The organism is Klebsiella sp. JB_Kp031 (assembly GCF_040064295.1).
Taxonomy (GTDB): Bacteria; Pseudomonadota; Gammaproteobacteria; order Enterobacterales; family Enterobacteriaceae; genus Klebsiella; species Klebsiella quasipneumoniae.
On record NZ_JBEAJW010000041.1, the window covers coordinates 270,053 to 288,424 of the forward strand.

Consider the following 18,372-nt stretch of genomic DNA (forward strand, 5'->3'; position numbering starts at 1 on the left):
CCTATGACTACCGTACGGATGACCATTCCCGATGATTTTATCCTTGGCGCGGCGGCTTCCGCCTGGCAGACCGAGGGCTGGAGCGGGAAAAAACCGGGGCAGGACTCCTGGCCCGATCTCTGGTACAAAAACGACCGCCACGTCTGGCATAACGGCTATGGCCCAGCGGTGGCTACCGATTTTATTAACCGCTTTCAGGAAGACGTGCAGCTGATGAAGCTGGCCGGGCTGACCCACTACCGCACCTCGATCAACTGGTCGCGCTTTCTGATCGACTATGAAAACGTCACGGTGGATGAGGAGTATGCGGCCTATTACGACCAGCTGTTCGATGCGCTACTGGCCAACGGCATTACGCCGATGATCTGCCTTGAGCATTACGAATTACCGGGCTATCTGCTGGAAAAGTATGGCGGCTGGGGGTCGAAAAAAGTGGTTGAGCTGTTTGTGCGCTACGCGGAGCAGGTCTTTGCCCGCTACCACCTGAAGGTAACCCGCTGGTTTACCTTTAATGAGCCGATCGTGGTGCAGACCCGGGTCTATCTGGATGCCCTGCGCTGGCCCTATGAGCAGAACACCAGCACCTGGATGCAGTGGAACTACCATAAGGTGCTGGCGACCGCCTGCGTGGTGAAGCGATTTCGCGAACTCGGCTATCCCGGGACCGTTGGCTGCATCCTCAATCCGGAGGTGACCTACCCACGCTCCCGCGCCCCGCATGACCTGCGCGCGGCGGAGATCTACGATCTGTTCTACAACCGTATGTTTCTCGACCCGCTGGTGCACGGGGTCTGGCCGCCGGCGCTTCTCGCGCTGCTTGAGCAGCATCAGGTGACGTGGGAGGCCAGCGCGGAGGAGCTGGCGATTATCCGCGAGCACACCGTCGATGAGCTGGGGATTAACCTTTACTATCCGCACCGGGTCAAAGCCCCGTCGCGGGCCTGGCATCCGCATACCCCGTTCCATCCAGCCTGGTATTATGAGCCGTTTGAGCTGCCCGGCCGGCGGATGAACGCCTCCCGCGGCTGGGAAATCTACCCGCAAATCATCTTTGATATGGCGATGCGGATCAAAAATGACTATCGCAACATCCCGTGGTTCGTGGCCGAGAGCGGGATGGGGGTGGAAAACGAAGGCCAGTTCCGTAACCGCGAAGGCGTCATCGATGACAGCTACCGCATTCGTTTTATCAGCGAACATCTCTGGCACACCCTGCGCGCCCGCGAGGCAGGGGCCAACTGCCAGGGCTATATGCTGTGGGCGTTTACCGACAACGTGTCGCCGATGAACGCCTTTAAAAACCGCTACGGGCTAATCGAAATCGATCTGCAAAACCATCGCGCCCGGCGGCCCAAAGCTTCGGCGCACTGGTTTCGTCAGCTCGGCGAACGGCGTGAGCTGGTGCTGGATATCGACGATGAATACCGCTAGCCGGGAGCAATCTTTGCTAAGATAGCGGCGTATTTGACTCGCAGGCATGTAACGCACAGGTGATTTTGTGGAAAAAGCGATAATTCCGCCGGAAAAGAAGCCCTATCAGGAGATTGGTGATGACCTGCGCGCCCAGATTGCGCACGGGCGCTACCCGGTCGGGTCGCGTTTGCCGCCGGAACGCCATATTGCCGAAACCTATGGCGTCAGCCGGACCATTGTGCGCGAAGCGCTGCTGATGCTGGAGCTGCAGGGGACGGTGGATATCCGTCAGGGATCCGGGGTGTACGTCATGCGTATCCCGCATGAAAACGACAGCGAAGAAGAGCAGTTGCTCAGCAGCGACGTCGGTCCGTTTGAAATTCTCCAGGCGCGCCAGCTGCTGGAGAGCAATATCGCCGCCTTTGCCGCGAAAATGGCCACCCGCGCCGATATCGACAATCTGAAGCGGATTATCGAGCAGGAGCAGCGGGCTATCGCCCTCAACGACATCGCCCAGGATAACGCCCGCCTGTTCCATCTGGTGCTGGCCGGGGCGACGCAGAACCAGATGCTGTTGGCGACGGTGGAGCGGATCTGGCTGCAGATGGACAGCAGCCCGCTGTGGCAGCAGTTCAATGTGCATATTGCCAGCCGCGCCTGGCGGCTGAAGTGGCTCGGCGACCGGCAGACGCTGCTCGCCGCGCTGCGGCGTCGCGATGTGATGGGCGCCTGGCAGGCGATGTGGCAGCATCTGGAAAACGTCAAAAACAGTCTGCTGGAGCTGTCCGATGAAGACGCCCCGGACTTTGACGGCTATCTGTTCGATTCGGTGCCGATTTTTCAGGGGAAGCTGGTATGACGATCCTGCCGCTGTACGCCGCGCCGCAGTTCGCCCGGCAGGTGACCGACTGGCTGTGGCAGGCCTTTGGCGGCGAGGCGCTGCCGCGGGAATTTTTCGCCAGCATTGTGCAGCATAGCCAGACGGCGGAGGCGCTACCGCTGACCTTTATTGCCGTGGAAGGGGAGCAACTGCTCGGAACGATTGGCCTCTGGCGCTGCGATTTGATAAGCCGCCAGGATCTGTTTCCCTGGCTGGCGGCGCTGTACGTCGCGCCCGCCGCTCGCGGTCAGGGGCTGGCCGGACAGCTGCAGCGGCATGTGATCGATTATGCCCGCTGCGCGGGCTATCAGGAGCTTTATCTCTACTCCACCTGCCGCGATTTTTATGAACGCTTCGGCTGGCGCTACATCGGCGAGGGGCTGGATTACCCGGCCACCGCCGTGCATCTCTATCGCTACGACTTATCGCCTTCCTGCGGGGCCACCACCGAATGACGGCGCACCAGCGTCGGGCTGAACAGGTGGGTGATCTCCGGCGCCGGGCGCTGCTCCGCCAGGGCTAAGGCCAATTCGGCCGCCTGGGTCGCCATTGTGACGATCGGGTAACGGACAGTGGTCAGCCGCGGGCGGACATAGCGCGAAATCAGGACATCGTCGAAGCCGATCAGCGAAATTTCCCGCGGGACGTCGATACCGTTGTCGTTGAGCACCCCCATCGCGCCGGCGGCCATCGAGTCGTTATAGCAGGCGACGGCGCTAAAGTGGCGGCCGCGGCCAAGCAGTTCGGTCATCGCCTGTTCGCCGCCGCTTTCATCCGGCTCGGCAAACGTGACCAGCCGGTCGTTGCACGGCAGGCCGCTCTCCTCCAGCGCCGCGTAGTACCCCTGCAGGCGATCTTCCGCATCAGAGATATCGTGGTTTGAGCACAGATAGCCGATACGCGTGTGCCCCTGCTGGATCAGATGACGGGTCGCCAGCCAGGCGCCGTAGCGATCGTCCAGCGCCACGCAGCGGGTTTCATATCCGGGCAGGATGCGGTTGATCAGCACCATGCCGGGGATCTGTTTCATCAGCCCGGCGAGTTCCTCATCGGGGATCATTTTGGCGTGCACCACCAGCGCCGCGCAGCGGTGGCGGATCAGCTGCTCTATCGCCTGGCGCTCCTTTTGCACGTTGTGGTAGCCATTGCCAATCAGCAAAAAATTGCCGGTGCGGTAGGCTACCTGTTCGACGGCTTTGACCATCGCGCCGAAGAAGGGGTCGGAGACATCGCCCACCACCAGGCCGACGGTTTCCGTGGACTGCTGGGCCAGCGCCCGGGCGTTCGCGTTGGGGTGATAGTTGAGGGTTTCCATCGCCGCGCCCACGGACTGACGCGAGGCTTCGCTGGCTTTGGGAGAGTTGTTGATGACGCGGGAGACGGTAGCGACGGAGACTCCTGCGAGTCGGGCTACATCCTTAATTGTCGCCATACCATGCCTTTTATAGGGTAAGCGTTTACATACTGCTATGTTACGGGAAAGAGCGGCAGATTCAAGGCGCGGCGGCGAAGGAATGGCGCAAATGTGATTCAGAGCGGGCTTATCGGTGACCTGTTTACATTGACGCTATCAGTAATTGAAACCGGCTCGGGGAAATACAAACCTTTGCTTACACTTTGCGATGCGCTGTTGCGAATGTTCGCTGGTTTGTCCGCCGAGCAGGTTGATATTCTGGCTCTCCCAGAGGTATTGATAGGTGGAGTCAACGTCAAGTTGACCACTTTACTTACACCAGCCTGCGCAGATGCGCAGGTTTTTTTTTGCCCGTCGCCGGCGTTGTTACAGATAGCGAAAATCGTAATAACTGGTTGCACTTAGGCTCACTCACTTGCGTTTTCCCGCTGGCCCGAAGCGGGCGAAAAACGCGACAATCGAGATCCCAGAGGTATTGATAGGTGAGTTTCTCAGGTACGCTCTTCGTACTGGACGTCTTACACCAGCCTGCGCGGATGCGCAGGTTTTTTTATTCTGAAAATCCCCCCGCCGCACTGCTTTCCCACGCCTTCTCGTGTAACCTGCTTTGACTCATTACCGGTCACATGGAGTTGTTATGCTATTGGGATTTTTCAGACTGCTGTTCAAGGGGTTATACCGGGTCAGACTGACCGGCGACACGCAGGCTTTGCACCAGCAAAAAGTCTTAATTACCCCGAACCACGTCTCTTTCCTCGACGGCATTCTGCTGGCGTTGTTTTTGCCGGTCCGACCGGTTTTTGCCGTCTATACCTCAATCAGCCAGCGCTGGTTTATGCGCGCGCTGACGCCGATTATCGATTTTGTGCCGCTGGACCCGACCAAGCCGATGTCGATCAAACATCTGGTGCGCCTGATCGAACAGGGGCGGCCGGTGGTCATCTTCCCGGAAGGGCGAATCTCGGTCAGCGGCTCGCTGATGAAAATTTATGACGGCGCCGCCTTTGTCGCCGCCAAATCGCAGGCGACCATCGTGCCGCTGCGCATTGAAGGCGCTGAACTGACGCCCTTCAGCCGGCTGAAGGGGCTGGTAAAGCGTCGCCTGTTCCCGCGGATTCAGCTGCACCTGCTGCCGCCTACCCATCTGCCGATGCCCGAGGCGCCGCGCGCCCGCGACCGGCGCAAAATCGCCGGGGAAATGCTGCATCAGATCATGATGGAGGCCCGGATGGCGGTGCGCCCGCGGGAAACCCTGTATGAGTCGCTGCTGGCGGCGCAAGACCGCTTCGGCGCGCGCAAACCCTGCGTGGAGGATATCAACTTCCAGCCGGATACCTATCGCAAGCTGCTGACCAAAACCCTGTTTGTCGCCCGCATTTTGGAAAAATATAGCCAGCAGGGCGAGAAGATCGGCCTGATGCTGCCCAACGCCGGCATCAGCGCGGCGGTGATTTTCGGCGCGATCGCCCGCGGGCGCATTCCGGCGATGATGAACTATACCGCCGGGGTGAAAGGACTCAGCAGCGCCATCGCCGCCGCGGAACTCAAGACCATTTTTACCTCGCGCACCTTCCTCGATAAAGGCAAGCTCTGGCACCTGCCGGAGCAGCTGACCCAGGTGCGTTGGGTGTTCCTGGAAGATCTCAAAGGCGATATCACCCCCGCAGACAAACTGTGGATTTTCGGCCATCTGCTGGCGCCGCGTCTGGCGCAGGTTAAGCAGCAGCCGGAAGACGCGGCGATGATCCTCTTCACCTCCGGCTCGGAGGGCAACCCGAAAGGGGTGGTGCACAGCCATAAAAGCCTGCTGGCCAACGTCGAGCAGATCAAAACCATCGCCGACTTTACCGCTAACGACCGCTTTATGTCGGCGCTGCCGCTGTTCCACTCTTTTGGCCTCACCGTCGGCCTGCTGACGCCGCTGCTTACCGGCGCGGAGGTGTTTCTCTATCCCAGCCCGCTGCACTATCGCGTGGTGCCGGAGCTGGTCTACGATCGCAACTGCACGGTGCTGTTCGGCACCTCAACCTTCCTCGCCAACTATGCTCGCTTCGCTAACCCCTATGATTTCTATCGTCTCCGCTACGTGGTCGCCGGGGCGGAGAAGCTGCAGGAGAGCACCAAACAGCTGTGGCAGGATAAATTCGGCCTGCGTATTCTCGAAGGCTACGGTGTGACCGAGTGCGCCCCGGTGGTCTCGATCAACGTGCCGATGGCGGCGAAGGTCGGCACCGTGGGGCGGATTCTACCGGGGATGGACGCCCGCCTGCTGGCGATGCCTGGCATTGAGCAGGGGGGACGACTGCAGCTGAAAGGGCCGAACATTATGAAAGGCTACCTGCGGGTGGAAAATCCCGGGGTGCTGGAAGCGCCGACGGCGGAAAATCAGCACGGTGAAAAGGAAGCGGGTTGGTATGACACCGGCGATATCGTGACTTTCGATGAGCAGGGCTATGTCCGCATCCAGGGCCGTGCGAAGCGCTTCGCCAAAATCGCTGGCGAAATGATCTCTCTTGAGATGGTGGAGCAGGTGGCCCTCGGCGCGTCGCCGGACAAAATGCACGCCACGGCGATTAAACAGGACGCCAGCAAAGGCGAGGCGCTGGTGCTGTTTACCACCGATAATGAACTGACTCGCGAAGCCCTGCTGCGCTACGCTCGCCAGCACGGCGTACCGGAGCTGGCGGTGCCGCGCGATATACGCTGGCTGAAACAGCTGCCGGTGCTCGGCAGCGGCAAGCCAGACTATGTCACCCTGAAAAATATGGTCGACGAGGCGGAAACAACCCATGAGTGAGTCAGTGCATACTAACCCGTCGCTGTATTCGAAAGGGATGATGGCGGTGATCTGCGCCCAGTTCCTGTCGGCCTTCGGCGACAATGCGCTTCTCTTCGCCACCCTGGCGCTGATGAAGCAGCTCTATTATCCGGAGTGGAGCCAGCCGGTCCTGCAGATGTTGTTTGTGGGCGCTTACATCCTTTTTGCCCCCTTTGTCGGCCAGTTCGCCGACAGCTTTGCCAAAGGCCGGGTAATGATGGTGGCCAACGGCCTGAAGCTGCTTGGCGCCGGCTGTATCTGCTTCGGCGTGAATCCGTTTATCGGCTATACGCTGGTGGGGATTGGCGCCGCCGCCTATTCGCCGGCCAAGTATGGCATTCTCGGCGAACTGACCACCGGCGATAAGTTAGTGAAGGCTAACGGACTGATGGAGTCCTCGACCATCGCGGCGATCCTGCTGGGCTCCATGGCCGGCGGGATCCTCGCCGACTGGCACGTGCTGGCGGCGCTGATCGTCTGCGCGCTGGTCTACGGTGGGGCGGTGGTGGCTAACCTGTGGATACCCAGGCTGCCGGCGGCGCGTCCGGGGCAGTCATGGCGTTTCAAGCCGATGACGCACAGCTTCTTCAGCGCCTGCCGCACGCTGTGGCGCAACGGCGAAACCCGCTTTTCGCTGATGGGCACCAGCCTGTTCTGGGGCGCTGGCGTGACCCTGCGCTTCCTGCTGGTGATCTGGGTGCCGGTGGCGCTGGGCATTACCAGCAACGCCATGCCTACCTATCTTAATGCGATGGTGGCGGTGGGGATTGTACTGGGAGCCGGGGCGGCGGCGAAGCTGGTGACCCTGGAGACAGTGTCGCGCTGTATGCCGGCCGGGATTTTGATCGGTATCGCGGTGATAGCCTTTGCCGTGCAGCAGTCGCTGCTGCCGGCGTTCGGTCTGTTGCTGCTGCTCGGGGTGTTCGGCGGCTTCTTTATCGTGCCGTTGAACGCGCTGCTGCAGGAGCGCGGGAAACATTCGGTCGGGGCGGGTAACGCCATTGCGGTACAGAACCTGGGCGAAAACGTGGCGATGCTGCTGATGCTGGGGCTCTATTCTCTGGCGGTAAGTGTGGGCGTGCCGCCGGTCGCTGTGGGAATAGGCTTTGGCGCGGTGTTTGCTGTGGCCATCGCCGCGCTGTGGGTCTGGGGGCGGCGTAAATAACTTCTCGTCGCGGTTGACTTGAAATCGTCGCCCCTGCCAGGCGCGCGGCAGAGAGAAGCCCCCGGGTTGCGGCTTGCGCCTGATCCGGGCTACCGCGGCTACTGAGGCGGCTACCCGCCCTGGGTAGCGTAGGCCCGGTAAGGCGTAGCCGCCACCGGGCAACAACGCGACGCCAGAAGCTGGCGTCGACAGGTCGTGCTACGGTGCCGGGTAGGTATAAACCTGATGCACCGCTTCAATCTCCGCTAATACCTCTTCGCTCAGCTCAAGCTGCAAACTTTCCACGTTGGCCTGCAGCTGCGCCATGGTCGTCGCCCCCAGCAGGGTGCTGGCGACAAACGGCTGCCGACGCACAAAGGCCAGCGCCATTTGCGCCGGATCGAGGCCGTGACGTCGGGCGATATCCACATAGGCCGCCACCGCTTTCTGCGACTGCTCGCCGCTGTAGCGCGTAAAGCGGCTGAACAGCGTATTGCGCGCCCCCGCCGGCTTCGCGCCGTTGAGGTACTTCCCGGTCAGGGTGCCGAAAGCCAGGCAGGAGTAGGCCAGCAGCTCCACGCCTTCGAACTGGCTCACTTCCGCGAGGCCGACTTCAAAGCTGCGGTTCAGCAGGCTGTAGGGGTTCTGAATGGTCACGATCCGCGGCAGGTCGTGCTTATCCGCCAGGTGCAGATAACGCATCACGCCGAAGGCGGTTTCATTCGATACGCCGATGTAGCGGATCTTGCCGGCGCGCTGGAACTCGGTCAGCGCTTCGAGGGTATCCAGCAGCGTCACCGCAGGGGCGGCGTCGGCCCAGGTGTAGCCCAGTTTGCCAAAGCAGTTGGTGGGGCGCTGCGGCCAGTGTACCTGGTACAGGTCGAGATAATCGGTCTGCAGACGCTTCAGGCTGGCGTGCAGCGCCTCGCGGATATTTTTCCGGTCCAGGACGTGGTTTGGTCGAATACTGCTGTCGTTATTGCGCGCGGGCCCGCTGACCTTCGAGGCGAGCACCAGCTTTTCGCGATTGCCGCGTTTCGCCAGCCAGTTGCCGACGTAGGTTTCGGTCAGCCCTTGGGTCTCCGGGCGCGGCGGGACAGGGTACATTTCGGCGACATCGATCAGATTGATGCCGTTGGCGACCGCATAGTCGAGCTGCTGATGGGCATCGGCTTCGCTGTTCTGCTCGCCAAAGGTCATGGTTCCCAGCCCGAGGGTGCTGATTTCAAGTGAACTGTGTGGGATACGGTGATACTGCATAGCCAGCTTCCTTTTTATTTATAAGGTCAGGCATTCCCCGACAAAGGAGTATCAACATGGCAGAGGGTGAGAAAAAGAGGAAGTAAAAAAATCAAAAAAGCCGGGTGACGAGGAGGAGCGGTGGGTGAAACCCGCGGTGTCCTGGTGTGTCCCGACTCTTCTCAGAAGACTGGTTGTCGGTAAGCGCAGCGTCAACAGAGGCTGGGGCCGACGGGGAAAAATTAACGCTTAATGATTTGTGAAACGTCGTCACGATTGATCTGCATTTTATTACCCTGCTGATCTTCGTAGCTGATAAGACCGGTATCGTCATCCACGGTAGGTTTACCGTCGGTCAGGATCATGCGCCCATCTTTGGTCGCCATGACGTAATCGCTGCTGCAACCGGAAACCGAGAACGCCAGTCCTACGGCGGAAATCAATACTGCCCATTTTTTCATCGTCATCACCTCTTGAGTAGCTGCACCCCATACCCATCTATTAATAGCCTGATTTGTGAGACATAAAAAGCAGTAAAGTCTGAAAAAGGGTTGCAGCCTGTGGCCAGGCTGCAATTTTGTGGTTTACAGCGGGTTTTTCTTATTGCGCAGCAGGTTAAGGCTCTCCACCGCAATAGAGAAGAACATGGCGAAGTAGATGTATCCCTTCGGCACATGGACGTCGAAACTTTCCAGCATTAGGGTAAAGCCAACGAGGATCAGGAACGACAGCGCCAGCATTTTCACCGACGGATGACGGTCAACGAAATCGCCGATAGGTCGTGCGGCGAACATCATTACCCCCACCGCAATCACGACCGCCGCCATCATAATAAACAGATGGTCCGACAGACCGACGGCGGTGATCACCGAGTCGAGGCTAAAGATGATGTCCAGCAGCATGATCTGCACGATGGCGCCGAGGAAGGAGTGAACGTTAGTTTTCAGCCCCTCCTCTTCACCTTCGATAGACTCATGGATCTCTTTACTGGCTTTCCAGATAAGGAACAGTCCGCCTAACAGCAAGATCAGATCGCGAAACGAAATCTCCTGACCGAGGACGGTGAAGAGCGGGTTGGTCAGCTTAACGACCCAGGCGATAGAGGCCAGCAGCGCCAGGCGCATGACCATCGCCCCCATTAAACCGATCCGTCGCGCGTGAGCGCGCTGGGCGGTGGGGAGCTTGGCCACGACCAGAGAGAGAAAAATAATATTATCGATCCCGAGCACGATCTCCAGCAGCGTCAAGGTGCCCAGCGCCAGCCAGGCGTTAGGATCGGTTATCCATGCAAATAACATTGTTCAAAGTCCTGCAAAATAGAAAGCAGCAATTATATGCACGCCCCAACGCAGAACAAAAAATTAATCGTGTTGTAACAAGAAATGGCGGGCGAGCAGGGCGGCGGTGAAATTCTTTTTCAGGTAGAAACCGCGCGGCAGGGTGAGGATCGTCTCCCCGCGGGCGCCGATGGCTTCGGTCAACGCCTTGCTGTTGGCCGCTTTCGGTCTTAACTGCAGCACCTCGCCGTGGCGGGCGGTAATGCGCTCCACCTCACCGAGGACAATAAGATCCATCAGCTCTTCCCAGTCCATGCGCAGCTGGCGCTCCTCTTCTTCGTTCGGACTCCACAGCAGCGGTGCGCCGACGCGCCGCGCCGCCAGAGGAATGGTGCGCTCTCCTTCCACCGGGATCCACAGGACGCGCTGCAGCTTATGCCGCACATGGCTGCTCTCCCAGGTGACGCCGCTATTGCCGGTTAACGGAGCGACGCAGACAAAGGTGGTCTCCAGCGGACGACCCCGGCTGTCGATAGGGATCGTTTTGAGCTCCACCCCCAGCGCGGCGAAATCCTGTTCGGGTTTACTGCCCGCGCTGGCCCCCAGCCACAGCTCCAGCAGGATGCCCGTCCAGCCTTTATCACGCTTCAGATCGCGGGGAATGGGGATCCCGGCCAGCGCCGCCAGCTCGCCCAGCGTATAGCCGGCCAGCTGTCGGGCCTGGGCCAACAGCTGTTCCTGACTTTGCGGCGGAGAGGAGAGAGGAGCGATAGCGGGCATAGGGCGACACCTTTGGCTAAAAAATGAGCGCTAATTTTGCGCGTTGTGGATAGAGTTTACCGTTTTCTGAGTAACTATACCAATCCCATGATTTATATGCCTTTTTAAGGTCATTGCGCTGCGGGTGAAAACCATGAAAACAGGTTTTCCAGAACTGGTCACTGACAATAAACAGGATCTTACACCATGTTATCCACAGAAAAGTGGGATAACTGGGGAAAAGCCCCACTACTGGTTCGATTTACAGCCTTGACGTGCGACGAAAATCGAATTTTTAGAGAAAATCTGCCCGCGACCTGCGCTTAATCTGTGGATAAAATCGACATTGTTCGATCTTTCATCAGTCGGCGGATCGCATGTGTGATGATCGTCACGTTATGCTGTAATAAGTGAAAGGAATATATTCTAACTTGATGAATATGCTATCATTATTATAAGGTGTTAGCGGTGCGATGTTCAGATTACTCCGGGTTTTCCCGGGTTAATTCCGTACTTCTTCACAACTCTATCCACAGAAAAAGTGAATAAAATCGGCCGTCAGGCGCTTTCGCTGTTTATAACTCTGGCAATTACTGTGAGTTATTCAAATGTTATCCGTTCTCAGTGTGCGAACAGAGTGGTTTACCGTTTCCGACGAGTGTGAAACAATCATTCACATTGAAGCTTATCTTGAGGTAGTCCGGTGATTGATGACGATGGCTACCGCCCAAATGTCGGTATTGTAATCTGTAATCGTCAGGGCCAGGTCATGTGGGCCCGACGCTATGGTCAGCACTCGTGGCAGTTCCCGCAAGGGGGCATAAATCCAGGAGAATCCGCAGAGCAGGCGATGTATCGGGAATTGTTTGAAGAGGTCGGGTTAAGCCGTAAAGATGTGCGGATCCTGGCCTCAACCCGTAACTGGCTGCGTTACAAGTTGCCTAAACGTTTGGTGCGTTGGGACACAAAGCCGGTTTGTATCGGCCAGAAACAAAAGTGGTTTCTTTTGCAGTTGATCGGTAACGACGCGGACATCAATATGCAAACCAGCAGCACGCCTGAATTTGATGGCTGGCGCTGGGTGAGTTACTGGTACCCGGTTCGTCAGGTGGTGTCGTTCAAACGCGACGTCTACCGCCGGGTGATGAAAGAGTTCGCCAGCGTAACCATGTCGCTGGCGGAGAGCGCCCCTAAGCCGCAAAGCGCGCCTGCTTATCGACGTAAAAGAGGTTAAGCCACGCACATTATGCTCACTCGGTTGCGAGAAATAGTCGAGAAGGTCGCGAGTGCGCCGCGTTTAAACGAGGCGCTGGATATTCTGGTGACAGATGTCTGCCAGGCGATGGAGACGGAAGTCTGCTCGGTTTACCTGGCTGACAATGACCGACGCTGCTATTACCTGATGGCCACCCGCGGGTTAAAAAAACCTCGCGGGCGCACCGTTGCGCTGGCGTTCGATGAAGGCCTGGTGGGGCTGGTTGGCCGCCTGGCGGAGCCCATCAACCTCGCCGATGCGCAAAAACACCCCAGCTTCAAGTATATCCCCGCCGTCAAAGAGGACCGCTTCCGCGCCTTCCTTGGCGTGCCGATCATCCAGCGCCGCCAGCTGTTGGGCGTGCTGGTGGTCCAGCAGCGTGAGCTGCGCCAGTTTGATGAAAGCGAAGAGTCTTTCCTCGTCACCCTCGCCACCCAGATGGCGGCGATCCTCTCCCAGTCCCAGCTGAACGCCCTGTTTGGCCAGTATCGTCAGACGCGCATTCGCGCGCTGCCGGCCTCTTCCGGGGTTGCGATCGCCGAGGGCTGGATGGACGTCAGCCTGCCGCTGATGGAACAGGTGTATGAAGCCTCGACGCTGGATACCGCCTCGGAACGTGAACGCCTGACCGGCGCGCTGGAAGAAGCGGCCAACGAGTTTCGTCGCTACAGCAAACGCTACGCCGCCGGCGCGCAAAAAGAGACGGCGGCGATCTTCGATCTCTACTCGCACCTGCTCTCCGACGCCCGCCTGCGTCGCGAGCTCTTTGCCGAAGTCGACAAAGGCGCCGTCGCCGAGTGGGCGGTCAAAAAGATCATTGAGAAGTTCGCCGAACAGTTTGCCGCGCTGAGCGACGGCTATCTGAAAGAGCGGGCCGGCGACCTGCGCACGCTGGGTCAGCGTCTGCTGTTCCATCTCGACGACAGTATTCAGGGCCCCAACACCTGGCCGGCGCGCATTATCCTCGTGGCGGACGAGCTGTCGGCCACCACCCTCGCGGAAGTGCCGCAGGATCGCCTGGCCGGCGTGGTAGTGCGTGATGGCGCCGCCAACTCCCATGCCGCCATTATGGTGCGGGCCCTTGGCATCCCAACGGTGATGGGCGCCGATATTCAGCCCTCGCTGTTGCATGGCCATACGCTGATTGTCGATGGCTATCGCGGTGAGCTGCTGGTGGATCCTGAACCTGTTCTGTTACAGGAATATCAGCGCCTTATCAGTGAAGAGAACGAGCTCAGCCGCCTGGCGGAGGACGATCTCCAGCGTGCGTCGGAGTTGAAAAGCGGCGAGCGGGTAAAAGTCATGCTCAACGCCGGCTTAAGCCCGGAGCACGAAGAGAAGCTCGGCAGTTTTGTGGACGGCATTGGTCTGTACCGTACCGAAATTCCCTTTATGCTGCAGAGCGGCTTCCCCTCTGAAGAGGAGCAGGTCGCTCAGTATCAGGGCATGCTGCAGATGTTTAACAGCAAACCGGTGACCCTGCGTACCCTGGACATCGGCGCGGATAAACAGCTGCCGTACATGCCGATCAGTGAAGAGAACCCATGCCTCGGCTGGCGCGGGATCCGCATCACCCTCGATCAGCCGGAGATCTTTTTGATCCAGGTGCGGGCGATGCTGCGCGCCAACGCCGCCACCGGCAACCTCAGCATTTTGCTGCCGATGGTGACCAGTCTGGAAGAGGTCGATGAGGCCCGCCGGCTGATCGACCGCGCCAGTCGGGAAGTTGAAGAGATGATCGGCTACGCCATCCCGCGTCCGCGTCTGGGGGTGATGCTGGAGGTGCCGTCGATGGTCTTTATGCTGCCGCAGCTGGCCAGCCGGATCGATTTTATCTCGGTAGGAACGAACGACCTGACCCAGTACCTGCTGGCCGTCGACCGTAACAATACCCGGGTCGCCAGCATGTATGACAGCCTGCATCCTGCGGTATTGCGGGCGCTGGCGATGATCGCTCATGACGCGGAGCGCTTTGGCATCGATCTGCGACTGTGCGGCGAGATGGCAGGCGACCCGATGTGCGTGACGATCCTTGTCGGTCTCGGTTATCGCCACCTGTCGATGAACGGCCGCTCGGTGGCGAGGGTGAAATATCTGCTGCGCCGCATCGATATCGAAGAGGCGCAGGAGCTGTCTCGTCGCAGCCTCGAAGCCCAGATGACCGCCGAGGTGCGCCATCAGGTGGCGGCCTTTATGGAGCGTCGCGGTCTCGGCGGCCTGATCCGCGGCGGGCGGTAGCGATAGCCCGGGTGAGGCGTAAGCCGTAACCCGGGAATCCTCTGTTCACACCATCCGGCAAAATACAGCACAGCCGGTGAAACGGCTTCTGTTAGCATCCGTATACATATCTTTTACACGCCGGCGCGGATCGCACTCCTGGCTTATGCTATGATTCGCCTCCTTCGGCGTGCCCGTTTTAATCGGGCATGGATCATCACCGCTGTCCACTTTCGGCGGAATAACAAGTCTTTATGGTGACAGATGAATAGTGGCTACCTGCATTTTCCGGAGTTCGATCCGGTCATTTTTTCTCTAGGCCCGGTCTCCCTCCACTGGTACGGTTTGATGTACCTGGTGGGCTTTGTCTTTGCGATGTGGCTGGCCACCCGTCGGGCGAATCGTCCGGGCAGCGGCTGGACGAAAAATGAAGTGGAAAACCTGCTTTACGCGGGCTTCCTCGGCGTCTTTCTGGGCGGCCGTATCGGTTACGTGCTGTTCTACAACCTGCCGGTATTTCTTGCCGATCCGTTGTATCTGTTCCGCGTCTGGGACGGCGGCATGTCGTTCCACGGCGGCCTGATCGGCGTGATCCTGGTGATGATTATCTTCGCCAGACGCACCAAACGCACCTTCTTCCAGGTCTCCGATTTTATCGCGCCGCTGATCCCGTTTGGCCTTGGCGCCGGGCGTCTGGGCAACTTTATCAACGGCGAGCTGTGGGGCCGAGTGGACCCGAGCTTCCACTACACGATGATTTTCCCGGGCTCCCGTGCCGAAGACCTGGCGCTGCTGCCGACCCATCCGGAATGGCAATCGCTGTTTGATACCTACGGCGCGCTGCCGCGCCACGCGTCGCAGCTGTACGAGCTGGCGCTGGAGGGCGTGGTGCTGTTCCTGATCCTGAACCTGTTTATCCGTAAACCGCGCCCGACCGGTTCCGTTTCCGGCCTGTTCCTGATTGGCTACGGCCTGTTCCGCATTATCGTGGAATTCTTCCGCCAGCCCGACGCCCAGTTCACCGGCGGCTGGGTGCAGTACATCAGCATGGGGCAGATTCTTTCGATCCCGATGGTGCTTGCGGGTATCATCATGATGGTTTGGGCTTACCGCCACCGTCCGCAGCAACTGAATTCTTGAGGAACCATGAAACAGTATCTTGATTTGATGCAGAAAGTGCTCGCCGAGGGCACGCCAAAAAATGACCGCACCGGCACTGGCACGATCTCTATTTTCGGCCATCAGATGCGTTTTAACCTGCAGGAAGGCTTCCCGCTGGTGACCACCAAGCGCTGTCATTTACGCTCCATCATCCATGAACTGCTGTGGTTCCTGCAGGGCGACACCAACATCGCCTATCTGCACGACAACAACGTCACCATCTGGGACGAGTGGGCAGATGAAAATGGCGACCTGGGACCGGTCTACGGCAAACAGTGGCGTTCCTGGCCTGCGCCGGACGGTCGTCATATCGACCAGATCAGCACAGTGATGGACCAGCTGAAAAACGACCCGGACTCCCGCCGGATCATCGTCTCGGCGTGGAACGTCGGCGAGCTGGATAAAATGGCCCTGGCGCCGTGCCACGCCTTCTTCCAGTTCTACGTCGCTGACGGCAAGCTCTCCTGCCAGCTGTATCAGCGCTCCTGCGACGTATTCCTCGGCCTGCCGTTCAACATCGCCAGCTACGCGCTGCTGGTGCATATGGTGGCGCAGCAGTGCGATCTGCAGGTCGGCGATTTCGTCTGGACCGGTGGCGACACTCATCTGTACAGCAACCATCTCGAGCAGACCAATCTGCAGCTGAGCCGCGAACCGCGTCCGCTGCCGAAGCTGGTCATCAAACGCAAGCCGGAGTCGATATTCGACTACCGCTTTGAAGACTTCGAGATTGAAGGTTACGATCCGCACCCGGGAATCAAAGCGCCGGTGGCGATTTAACCCCCTCTGCAGATATGACCAACCGGCGTCTGATGGCGCCGGTTTTTTTATGCCGTTTTCACCACCTGAATAGGGGGGCTACCCTCGTTGCCATTACGATAGGAACGCTTCATCCCGCCCGCTGGCCGCAGGCGTTGGTGGGCGGGAAAGCTGGAAAGAGGCTCGCAAAAAAATGTTCTGCTGTTGGTCATGCAAACCTTTTTTGCGTGTCTGGCCGGGAAAGCCATTTTCCGTCGTCGCGCCAGGGCTAACCGCAGCGGCATACTCTGCGCCATGAACAGAGAACATGGTTATACCCTGATGGAAACCCTGGTGACGCTGACGTTAATGATGATCCTCAGCGTCGGCGGCCTGTACGGCTGGCAGCGCTGGCAGCAGCAGCAACGACTGTGGCAAACCGCCGTTCAGGTGCGGGATTTCCTGGTTTTCCTGCGCGATGACGCCAACGCCTACAACCGGGACCGCGTGCTTCGCGTCGGCCAGGATGAAGAGGGATGGTGCCTGAGTGCCCAGGGGGAGGGGCCGGCGTGCGCCTCCGGGTCGCCCTTAACGCTGCGCCCGCGCTGGCCGGGGATCTCGCTGGCAGGCGTCACCCCTGGCCTGGGATTCTATGGCCTGCGCAGCACCGCCTGGGCGGGGAATCTGCGTCTGCAGAGCGAGGCCGGCAGCTGGAGCATTGTGATTTCACACTGGGGGCGGATTCGTTTATGCCGCAGTGACAGCGCAGGAGGATGTCAGTGAGCCGCCGCGGATTTTCCCTCGCGGAGGCGCTTATTGCCATGGCGATAGGCTCGCTGCTGCTGATCGGCGCCTGCCGCTTTCTACCCGCTCTGCAGCGCCATATTCTGCGTCAGGGCGAACAGCTGGCCCTGGAGAACGAATTGTGGCAGCGGGTGCATGCCGTGGGGAAGCATCTGCAGCGCGCCGGATACTGCCGGGGAGTGTGCGGCGGAGCCGGGCTGGAGCTCGCCGCCGACGGCGAGTGCCTGATTGTGCGCTGGGACGCGAACAGCAATGGGACATGGGAAACCTCCCCCGCGGCAGCGGCGGAGAGCACCGGCTTTCGCCTGCGCGACGGCGCGCTGGAGACTCTGCGCGGAGCCAGCGACTGCCGCGGAAGCGGATGGGAGAAAATCACCAATCCGGCCGCTATCGTGGTGACGCGCTTTGCGGTGCAGCATCGGCTGACCGAGGGCTTCGCGCCGGAGCTGAGCGTGACGCTGGCAGCGCGCTCTGCCCGGCAGATGGGTCTGGCGGCCGAGGTGGAGCAGCGGGTGACGGGGTATAACCTGTGATCCGCCAGCGTGGAATGTCGTCGCTGTTGATGGTGCTCCTGTTGCTGACTCTCGGCAGCCTGCTCCTGGAGGGGCTTAACCTGCAGCAGCGGGCGCTGCTGGCGCAAACCACCAGCGAAACGCAGGCGATCCGCGATACGGCGGTGGCCCATTCGGCGCTACAGTGGGGAAAACAGCAGGCCTGGTCGGCGCAGGCGCCGCTGGCCTGCCGCGAGCAGGCGCAGCAGGGCTGGCGCGCCTGTCTGCGCATCTTCGACGACGGTTCGCTGCTGCTCAGCAGCGCCAGCGGCGAGGTGCAGGTCTGGCAGTCCGGCGAGGTGCGCGGCGGGCAAGTGCATTTCTCCGCCCATGGCTGGAGCGATTTTTGCCCGCTCAGGGAGGTGAGCCTATGTCAAATGCCATGAAGCGCCAGCGGGGTTTTAGCCTGCCGGAGACCGTTCTGGCGATGGCGCTGATGGTGCTAACGGTCACCGCGCTGGGCGGCTATCAGCGCGGAATGGCGCAAGGGGTCCACCAGCTGAACAAGACGCGTCAGCTATGGCGCGACGCCTGGCGCTATAGTCAGCTCTCTGCGCCGTCTCCGCCGGCAGGCGGACAGGTAAGCCGTATGCAGACATCGGCGCAAAGATGTGTCAGCATCACGGTAACGATCAGTATGCCCGTTGCAAAGCGGGCGCAGATGACCCGGCTGCATTGCCCGGTCAGCCAGTAGTCAGGAGC

18 protein-coding genes and 2 pseudogenes are annotated in these 18,372 nt (G+C 59.7%); 14 read left to right on the forward strand and 6 right to left on the reverse strand.

From position 1 onward, the window contains the following. Positions 1 to 3 precede the first annotated feature (3 nt). From ABLV64_RS22710 to ABLV64_RS22720, 3 genes are all read left to right on the forward strand, one after another. A complete protein-coding gene (locus ABLV64_RS22710; protein ID WP_049004102.1) occupies positions 4 to 1,431 on the forward strand; it encodes a glycoside hydrolase family 1 protein in 1,428 nt (475 codons plus the stop codon). A 67-nt stretch (positions 1,432 to 1,498) separates the two neighbouring features. Continuing rightward, positions 1,499 to 2,272 (forward strand): GntR family transcriptional regulator, encoded by a 774-nt coding sequence (locus tag ABLV64_RS22715; RefSeq protein ID WP_348843149.1) that lies wholly within the window; start codon positions 1,499 to 1,501, stop codon positions 2,270 to 2,272. Beyond that, positions 2,269 to 2,748 carry a GNAT family N-acetyltransferase gene (locus ABLV64_RS22720; protein ID WP_032456577.1) on the forward strand — a complete coding sequence of 160 codons (480 nt, stop codon included), beginning with the start codon at positions 2,269 to 2,271 and terminating at the stop codon, positions 2,746 to 2,748. Before ABLV64_RS22715 ends, ABLV64_RS22720 begins: the two co-directional genes overlap by 4 nt. On the opposite strand, the gene galR is transcribed toward ABLV64_RS22720, so the two are convergent. Further along, positions 2,709 to 3,725 carry an HTH-type transcriptional regulator GalR gene (galR, locus tag ABLV64_RS22725; RefSeq protein WP_002915981.1) on the reverse strand — a complete coding sequence of 339 codons (1,017 nt, stop codon included), beginning with the start codon at positions 3,723 to 3,725 and terminating at the stop codon, positions 2,709 to 2,711. The genes ABLV64_RS22720 and galR overlap by 40 nt on opposite strands. 93 nt (positions 3,726 to 3,818) lie before the next feature. Here galR and ABLV64_RS22730 point away from each other — a divergent pair. The 3 genes and pseudogenes from ABLV64_RS22730 (at position 3,819) to lplT (ending at position 7,690) form a co-directional block, all read left to right on the forward strand. Beyond that, positions 3,819 to 4,083, forward strand: a pseudogene (locus tag ABLV64_RS22730) (hypothetical protein). A gap of 261 nt (positions 4,084 to 4,344) precedes the next feature. Further along, positions 4,345 to 6,504: a bifunctional acyl-ACP--phospholipid O-acyltransferase/long-chain-fatty-acid--ACP ligase gene (aas, locus tag ABLV64_RS22735; RefSeq protein WP_004205437.1), complete on the forward strand. Its 2,160-nt coding sequence runs from the start codon at positions 4,345 to 4,347 to the stop codon at positions 6,502 to 6,504. Next, positions 6,497 to 7,690, forward strand: coding sequence for a lysophospholipid transporter LplT (gene lplT / locus ABLV64_RS22740; protein ID WP_023319080.1), 1,194 nt, complete (start codon positions 6,497 to 6,499; stop codon positions 7,688 to 7,690). Before aas ends, lplT begins: the two co-directional genes overlap by 8 nt. A gap of 198 nt (positions 7,691 to 7,888) precedes the next feature. Here the strand turns inward: lplT and ABLV64_RS22745 are convergent, their stop codons facing one another. The 5 genes and pseudogenes from ABLV64_RS22745 to ABLV64_RS22765 all read right to left on the reverse strand — a co-directional run. Further along, complete coding sequence (locus tag ABLV64_RS22745) at positions 7,889 to 8,929, reverse strand: NADP(H)-dependent aldo-keto reductase (protein WP_004205439.1); 1,041 nt, start codon at positions 8,927 to 8,929, stop codon at positions 7,889 to 7,891. A 221-nt stretch (positions 8,930 to 9,150) separates the two neighbouring features. Next, on the reverse strand, positions 9,151 to 9,369 hold the full coding sequence (locus tag ABLV64_RS22750) for a YgdI/YgdR family lipoprotein (RefSeq protein WP_002915974.1): 219 nt from the start codon (positions 9,367 to 9,369) through the stop codon (positions 9,151 to 9,153). A gap of 123 nt (positions 9,370 to 9,492) precedes the next feature. Next, positions 9,493 to 10,206 carry a TerC family protein gene (locus ABLV64_RS22755; RefSeq protein WP_004205441.1) on the reverse strand — a complete coding sequence of 238 codons (714 nt, stop codon included), beginning with the start codon at positions 10,204 to 10,206 and terminating at the stop codon, positions 9,493 to 9,495. 63 nt (positions 10,207 to 10,269) lie between these two features. Then, entirely contained in the window at positions 10,270 to 10,965 is a 696-nt protein-coding gene (gene mutH, locus ABLV64_RS22760; protein WP_023319078.1) for a DNA mismatch repair endonuclease MutH, read from the reverse strand. Between the two features lie 88 nt (positions 10,966 to 11,053). Then, a pseudogene (locus tag ABLV64_RS22765) lies at positions 11,054 to 11,194 on the reverse strand (hypothetical protein); the annotation flags it as partial. A 453-nt stretch (positions 11,195 to 11,647) separates the two neighbouring features. On the opposite strand from ABLV64_RS22765, the gene rppH reads away from it, so the two are divergent. From rppH to ABLV64_RS22805, 8 genes are all read left to right on the forward strand, one after another. Next, the gene (gene rppH, locus ABLV64_RS22770) at positions 11,648 to 12,178 is read left to right on the forward strand and encodes an RNA pyrophosphohydrolase (protein WP_004205443.1); all 531 of its coding nucleotides are present in this window, start codon (positions 11,648 to 11,650) and stop codon (positions 12,176 to 12,178) included. 12 nt (positions 12,179 to 12,190) lie between these two features. After that, complete coding sequence (gene ptsP / locus ABLV64_RS22775; protein ID WP_004205444.1) at positions 12,191 to 14,437, forward strand: phosphoenolpyruvate--protein phosphotransferase; 2,247 nt, start codon at positions 12,191 to 12,193, stop codon at positions 14,435 to 14,437. A 243-nt stretch (positions 14,438 to 14,680) separates the two neighbouring features. Further along, positions 14,681 to 15,556, forward strand: a complete 876-nt coding sequence (gene lgt / locus ABLV64_RS22780; RefSeq protein WP_004205445.1) for a prolipoprotein diacylglyceryl transferase — start codon at positions 14,681 to 14,683, stop codon at positions 15,554 to 15,556. A 6-nt stretch (positions 15,557 to 15,562) separates the two neighbouring features. Beyond that, positions 15,563 to 16,357 (forward strand): thymidylate synthase, encoded by a 795-nt coding sequence (gene thyA, locus ABLV64_RS22785; RefSeq protein ID WP_065905364.1) that lies wholly within the window; start codon positions 15,563 to 15,565, stop codon positions 16,355 to 16,357. 189 nt (positions 16,358 to 16,546) lie between these two features. Further along, on the forward strand, positions 16,547 to 17,098 hold the full coding sequence (locus ABLV64_RS22790; protein ID WP_004205447.1) for a prepilin peptidase-dependent protein: 552 nt from the start codon (positions 16,547 to 16,549) through the stop codon (positions 17,096 to 17,098). Further along, a complete protein-coding gene (locus ABLV64_RS22795; RefSeq protein ID WP_004205448.1) occupies positions 17,095 to 17,652 on the forward strand; it encodes a prepilin peptidase-dependent protein in 558 nt (185 codons plus the stop codon). The genes ABLV64_RS22790 and ABLV64_RS22795 overlap by 4 nt, the downstream gene beginning before the upstream one ends. Next, complete coding sequence (locus ABLV64_RS22800) at positions 17,649 to 18,056, forward strand: DUF2509 family protein (protein WP_017899234.1); 408 nt, start codon at positions 17,649 to 17,651, stop codon at positions 18,054 to 18,056. The genes ABLV64_RS22795 and ABLV64_RS22800 overlap by 4 nt, the downstream gene beginning before the upstream one ends. Then, positions 18,041 to 18,364, forward strand: a complete 324-nt coding sequence (locus tag ABLV64_RS22805) for a prepilin-type N-terminal cleavage/methylation domain-containing protein (RefSeq protein WP_004205450.1) — start codon at positions 18,041 to 18,043, stop codon at positions 18,362 to 18,364. The genes ABLV64_RS22800 and ABLV64_RS22805 overlap by 16 nt, the downstream gene beginning before the upstream one ends. Positions 18,365 to 18,372 lie beyond the last annotated feature (8 nt).

Excerpts from the sequence above, each read along its gene's own strand:
- lgt (WP_004205445.1), top strand. The coding sequence starts at position 14,681 with ATGAATAGTGGCTACCTGCATTTTCCGGAGTTCGATCCGGTCATTTTT.
- galR (WP_002915981.1), bottom strand. The coding sequence starts at position 3,725 with ATGGCGACAATTAAGGATGTAGCCCGACTCGCAGGAGTCTCCGTCGCT.
- ABLV64_RS22755 (WP_004205441.1), bottom strand. The coding sequence starts at position 10,206 with ATGTTATTTGCATGGATAACCGATCCTAACGCCTGGCTGGCGCTGGGC.
- ptsP (WP_004205444.1), top strand. The coding sequence starts at position 12,191 with ATGCTCACTCGGTTGCGAGAAATAGTCGAGAAGGTCGCGAGTGCGCCG.
- ABLV64_RS22710 (WP_049004102.1), top strand. The coding sequence starts at position 4 with ATGACTACCGTACGGATGACCATTCCCGATGATTTTATCCTTGGCGCG.
- mutH (WP_023319078.1), bottom strand. The coding sequence starts at position 10,965 with ATGCCCGCTATCGCTCCTCTCTCCTCTCCGCCGCAAAGTCAGGAACAG.
- aas (WP_004205437.1), top strand. The coding sequence starts at position 4,345 with ATGCTATTGGGATTTTTCAGACTGCTGTTCAAGGGGTTATACCGGGTC.
- ABLV64_RS22720 (WP_032456577.1), top strand. The coding sequence starts at position 2,269 with ATGACGATCCTGCCGCTGTACGCCGCGCCGCAGTTCGCCCGGCAGGTG.
- lplT (WP_023319080.1), top strand. The coding sequence starts at position 6,497 with ATGAGTGAGTCAGTGCATACTAACCCGTCGCTGTATTCGAAAGGGATG.
- ABLV64_RS22805 (WP_004205450.1), top strand. The coding sequence starts at position 18,041 with ATGTCAAATGCCATGAAGCGCCAGCGGGGTTTTAGCCTGCCGGAGACC.
- thyA (WP_065905364.1), top strand. The coding sequence starts at position 15,563 with ATGAAACAGTATCTTGATTTGATGCAGAAAGTGCTCGCCGAGGGCACG.
- ABLV64_RS22790 (WP_004205447.1), top strand. The coding sequence starts at position 16,547 with ATGCAAACCTTTTTTGCGTGTCTGGCCGGGAAAGCCATTTTCCGTCGT.
- ABLV64_RS22750 (WP_002915974.1), bottom strand. The coding sequence starts at position 9,369 with ATGAAAAAATGGGCAGTATTGATTTCCGCCGTAGGACTGGCGTTCTCG.
- ABLV64_RS22745 (WP_004205439.1), bottom strand. The coding sequence starts at position 8,929 with ATGCAGTATCACCGTATCCCACACAGTTCACTTGAAATCAGCACCCTC.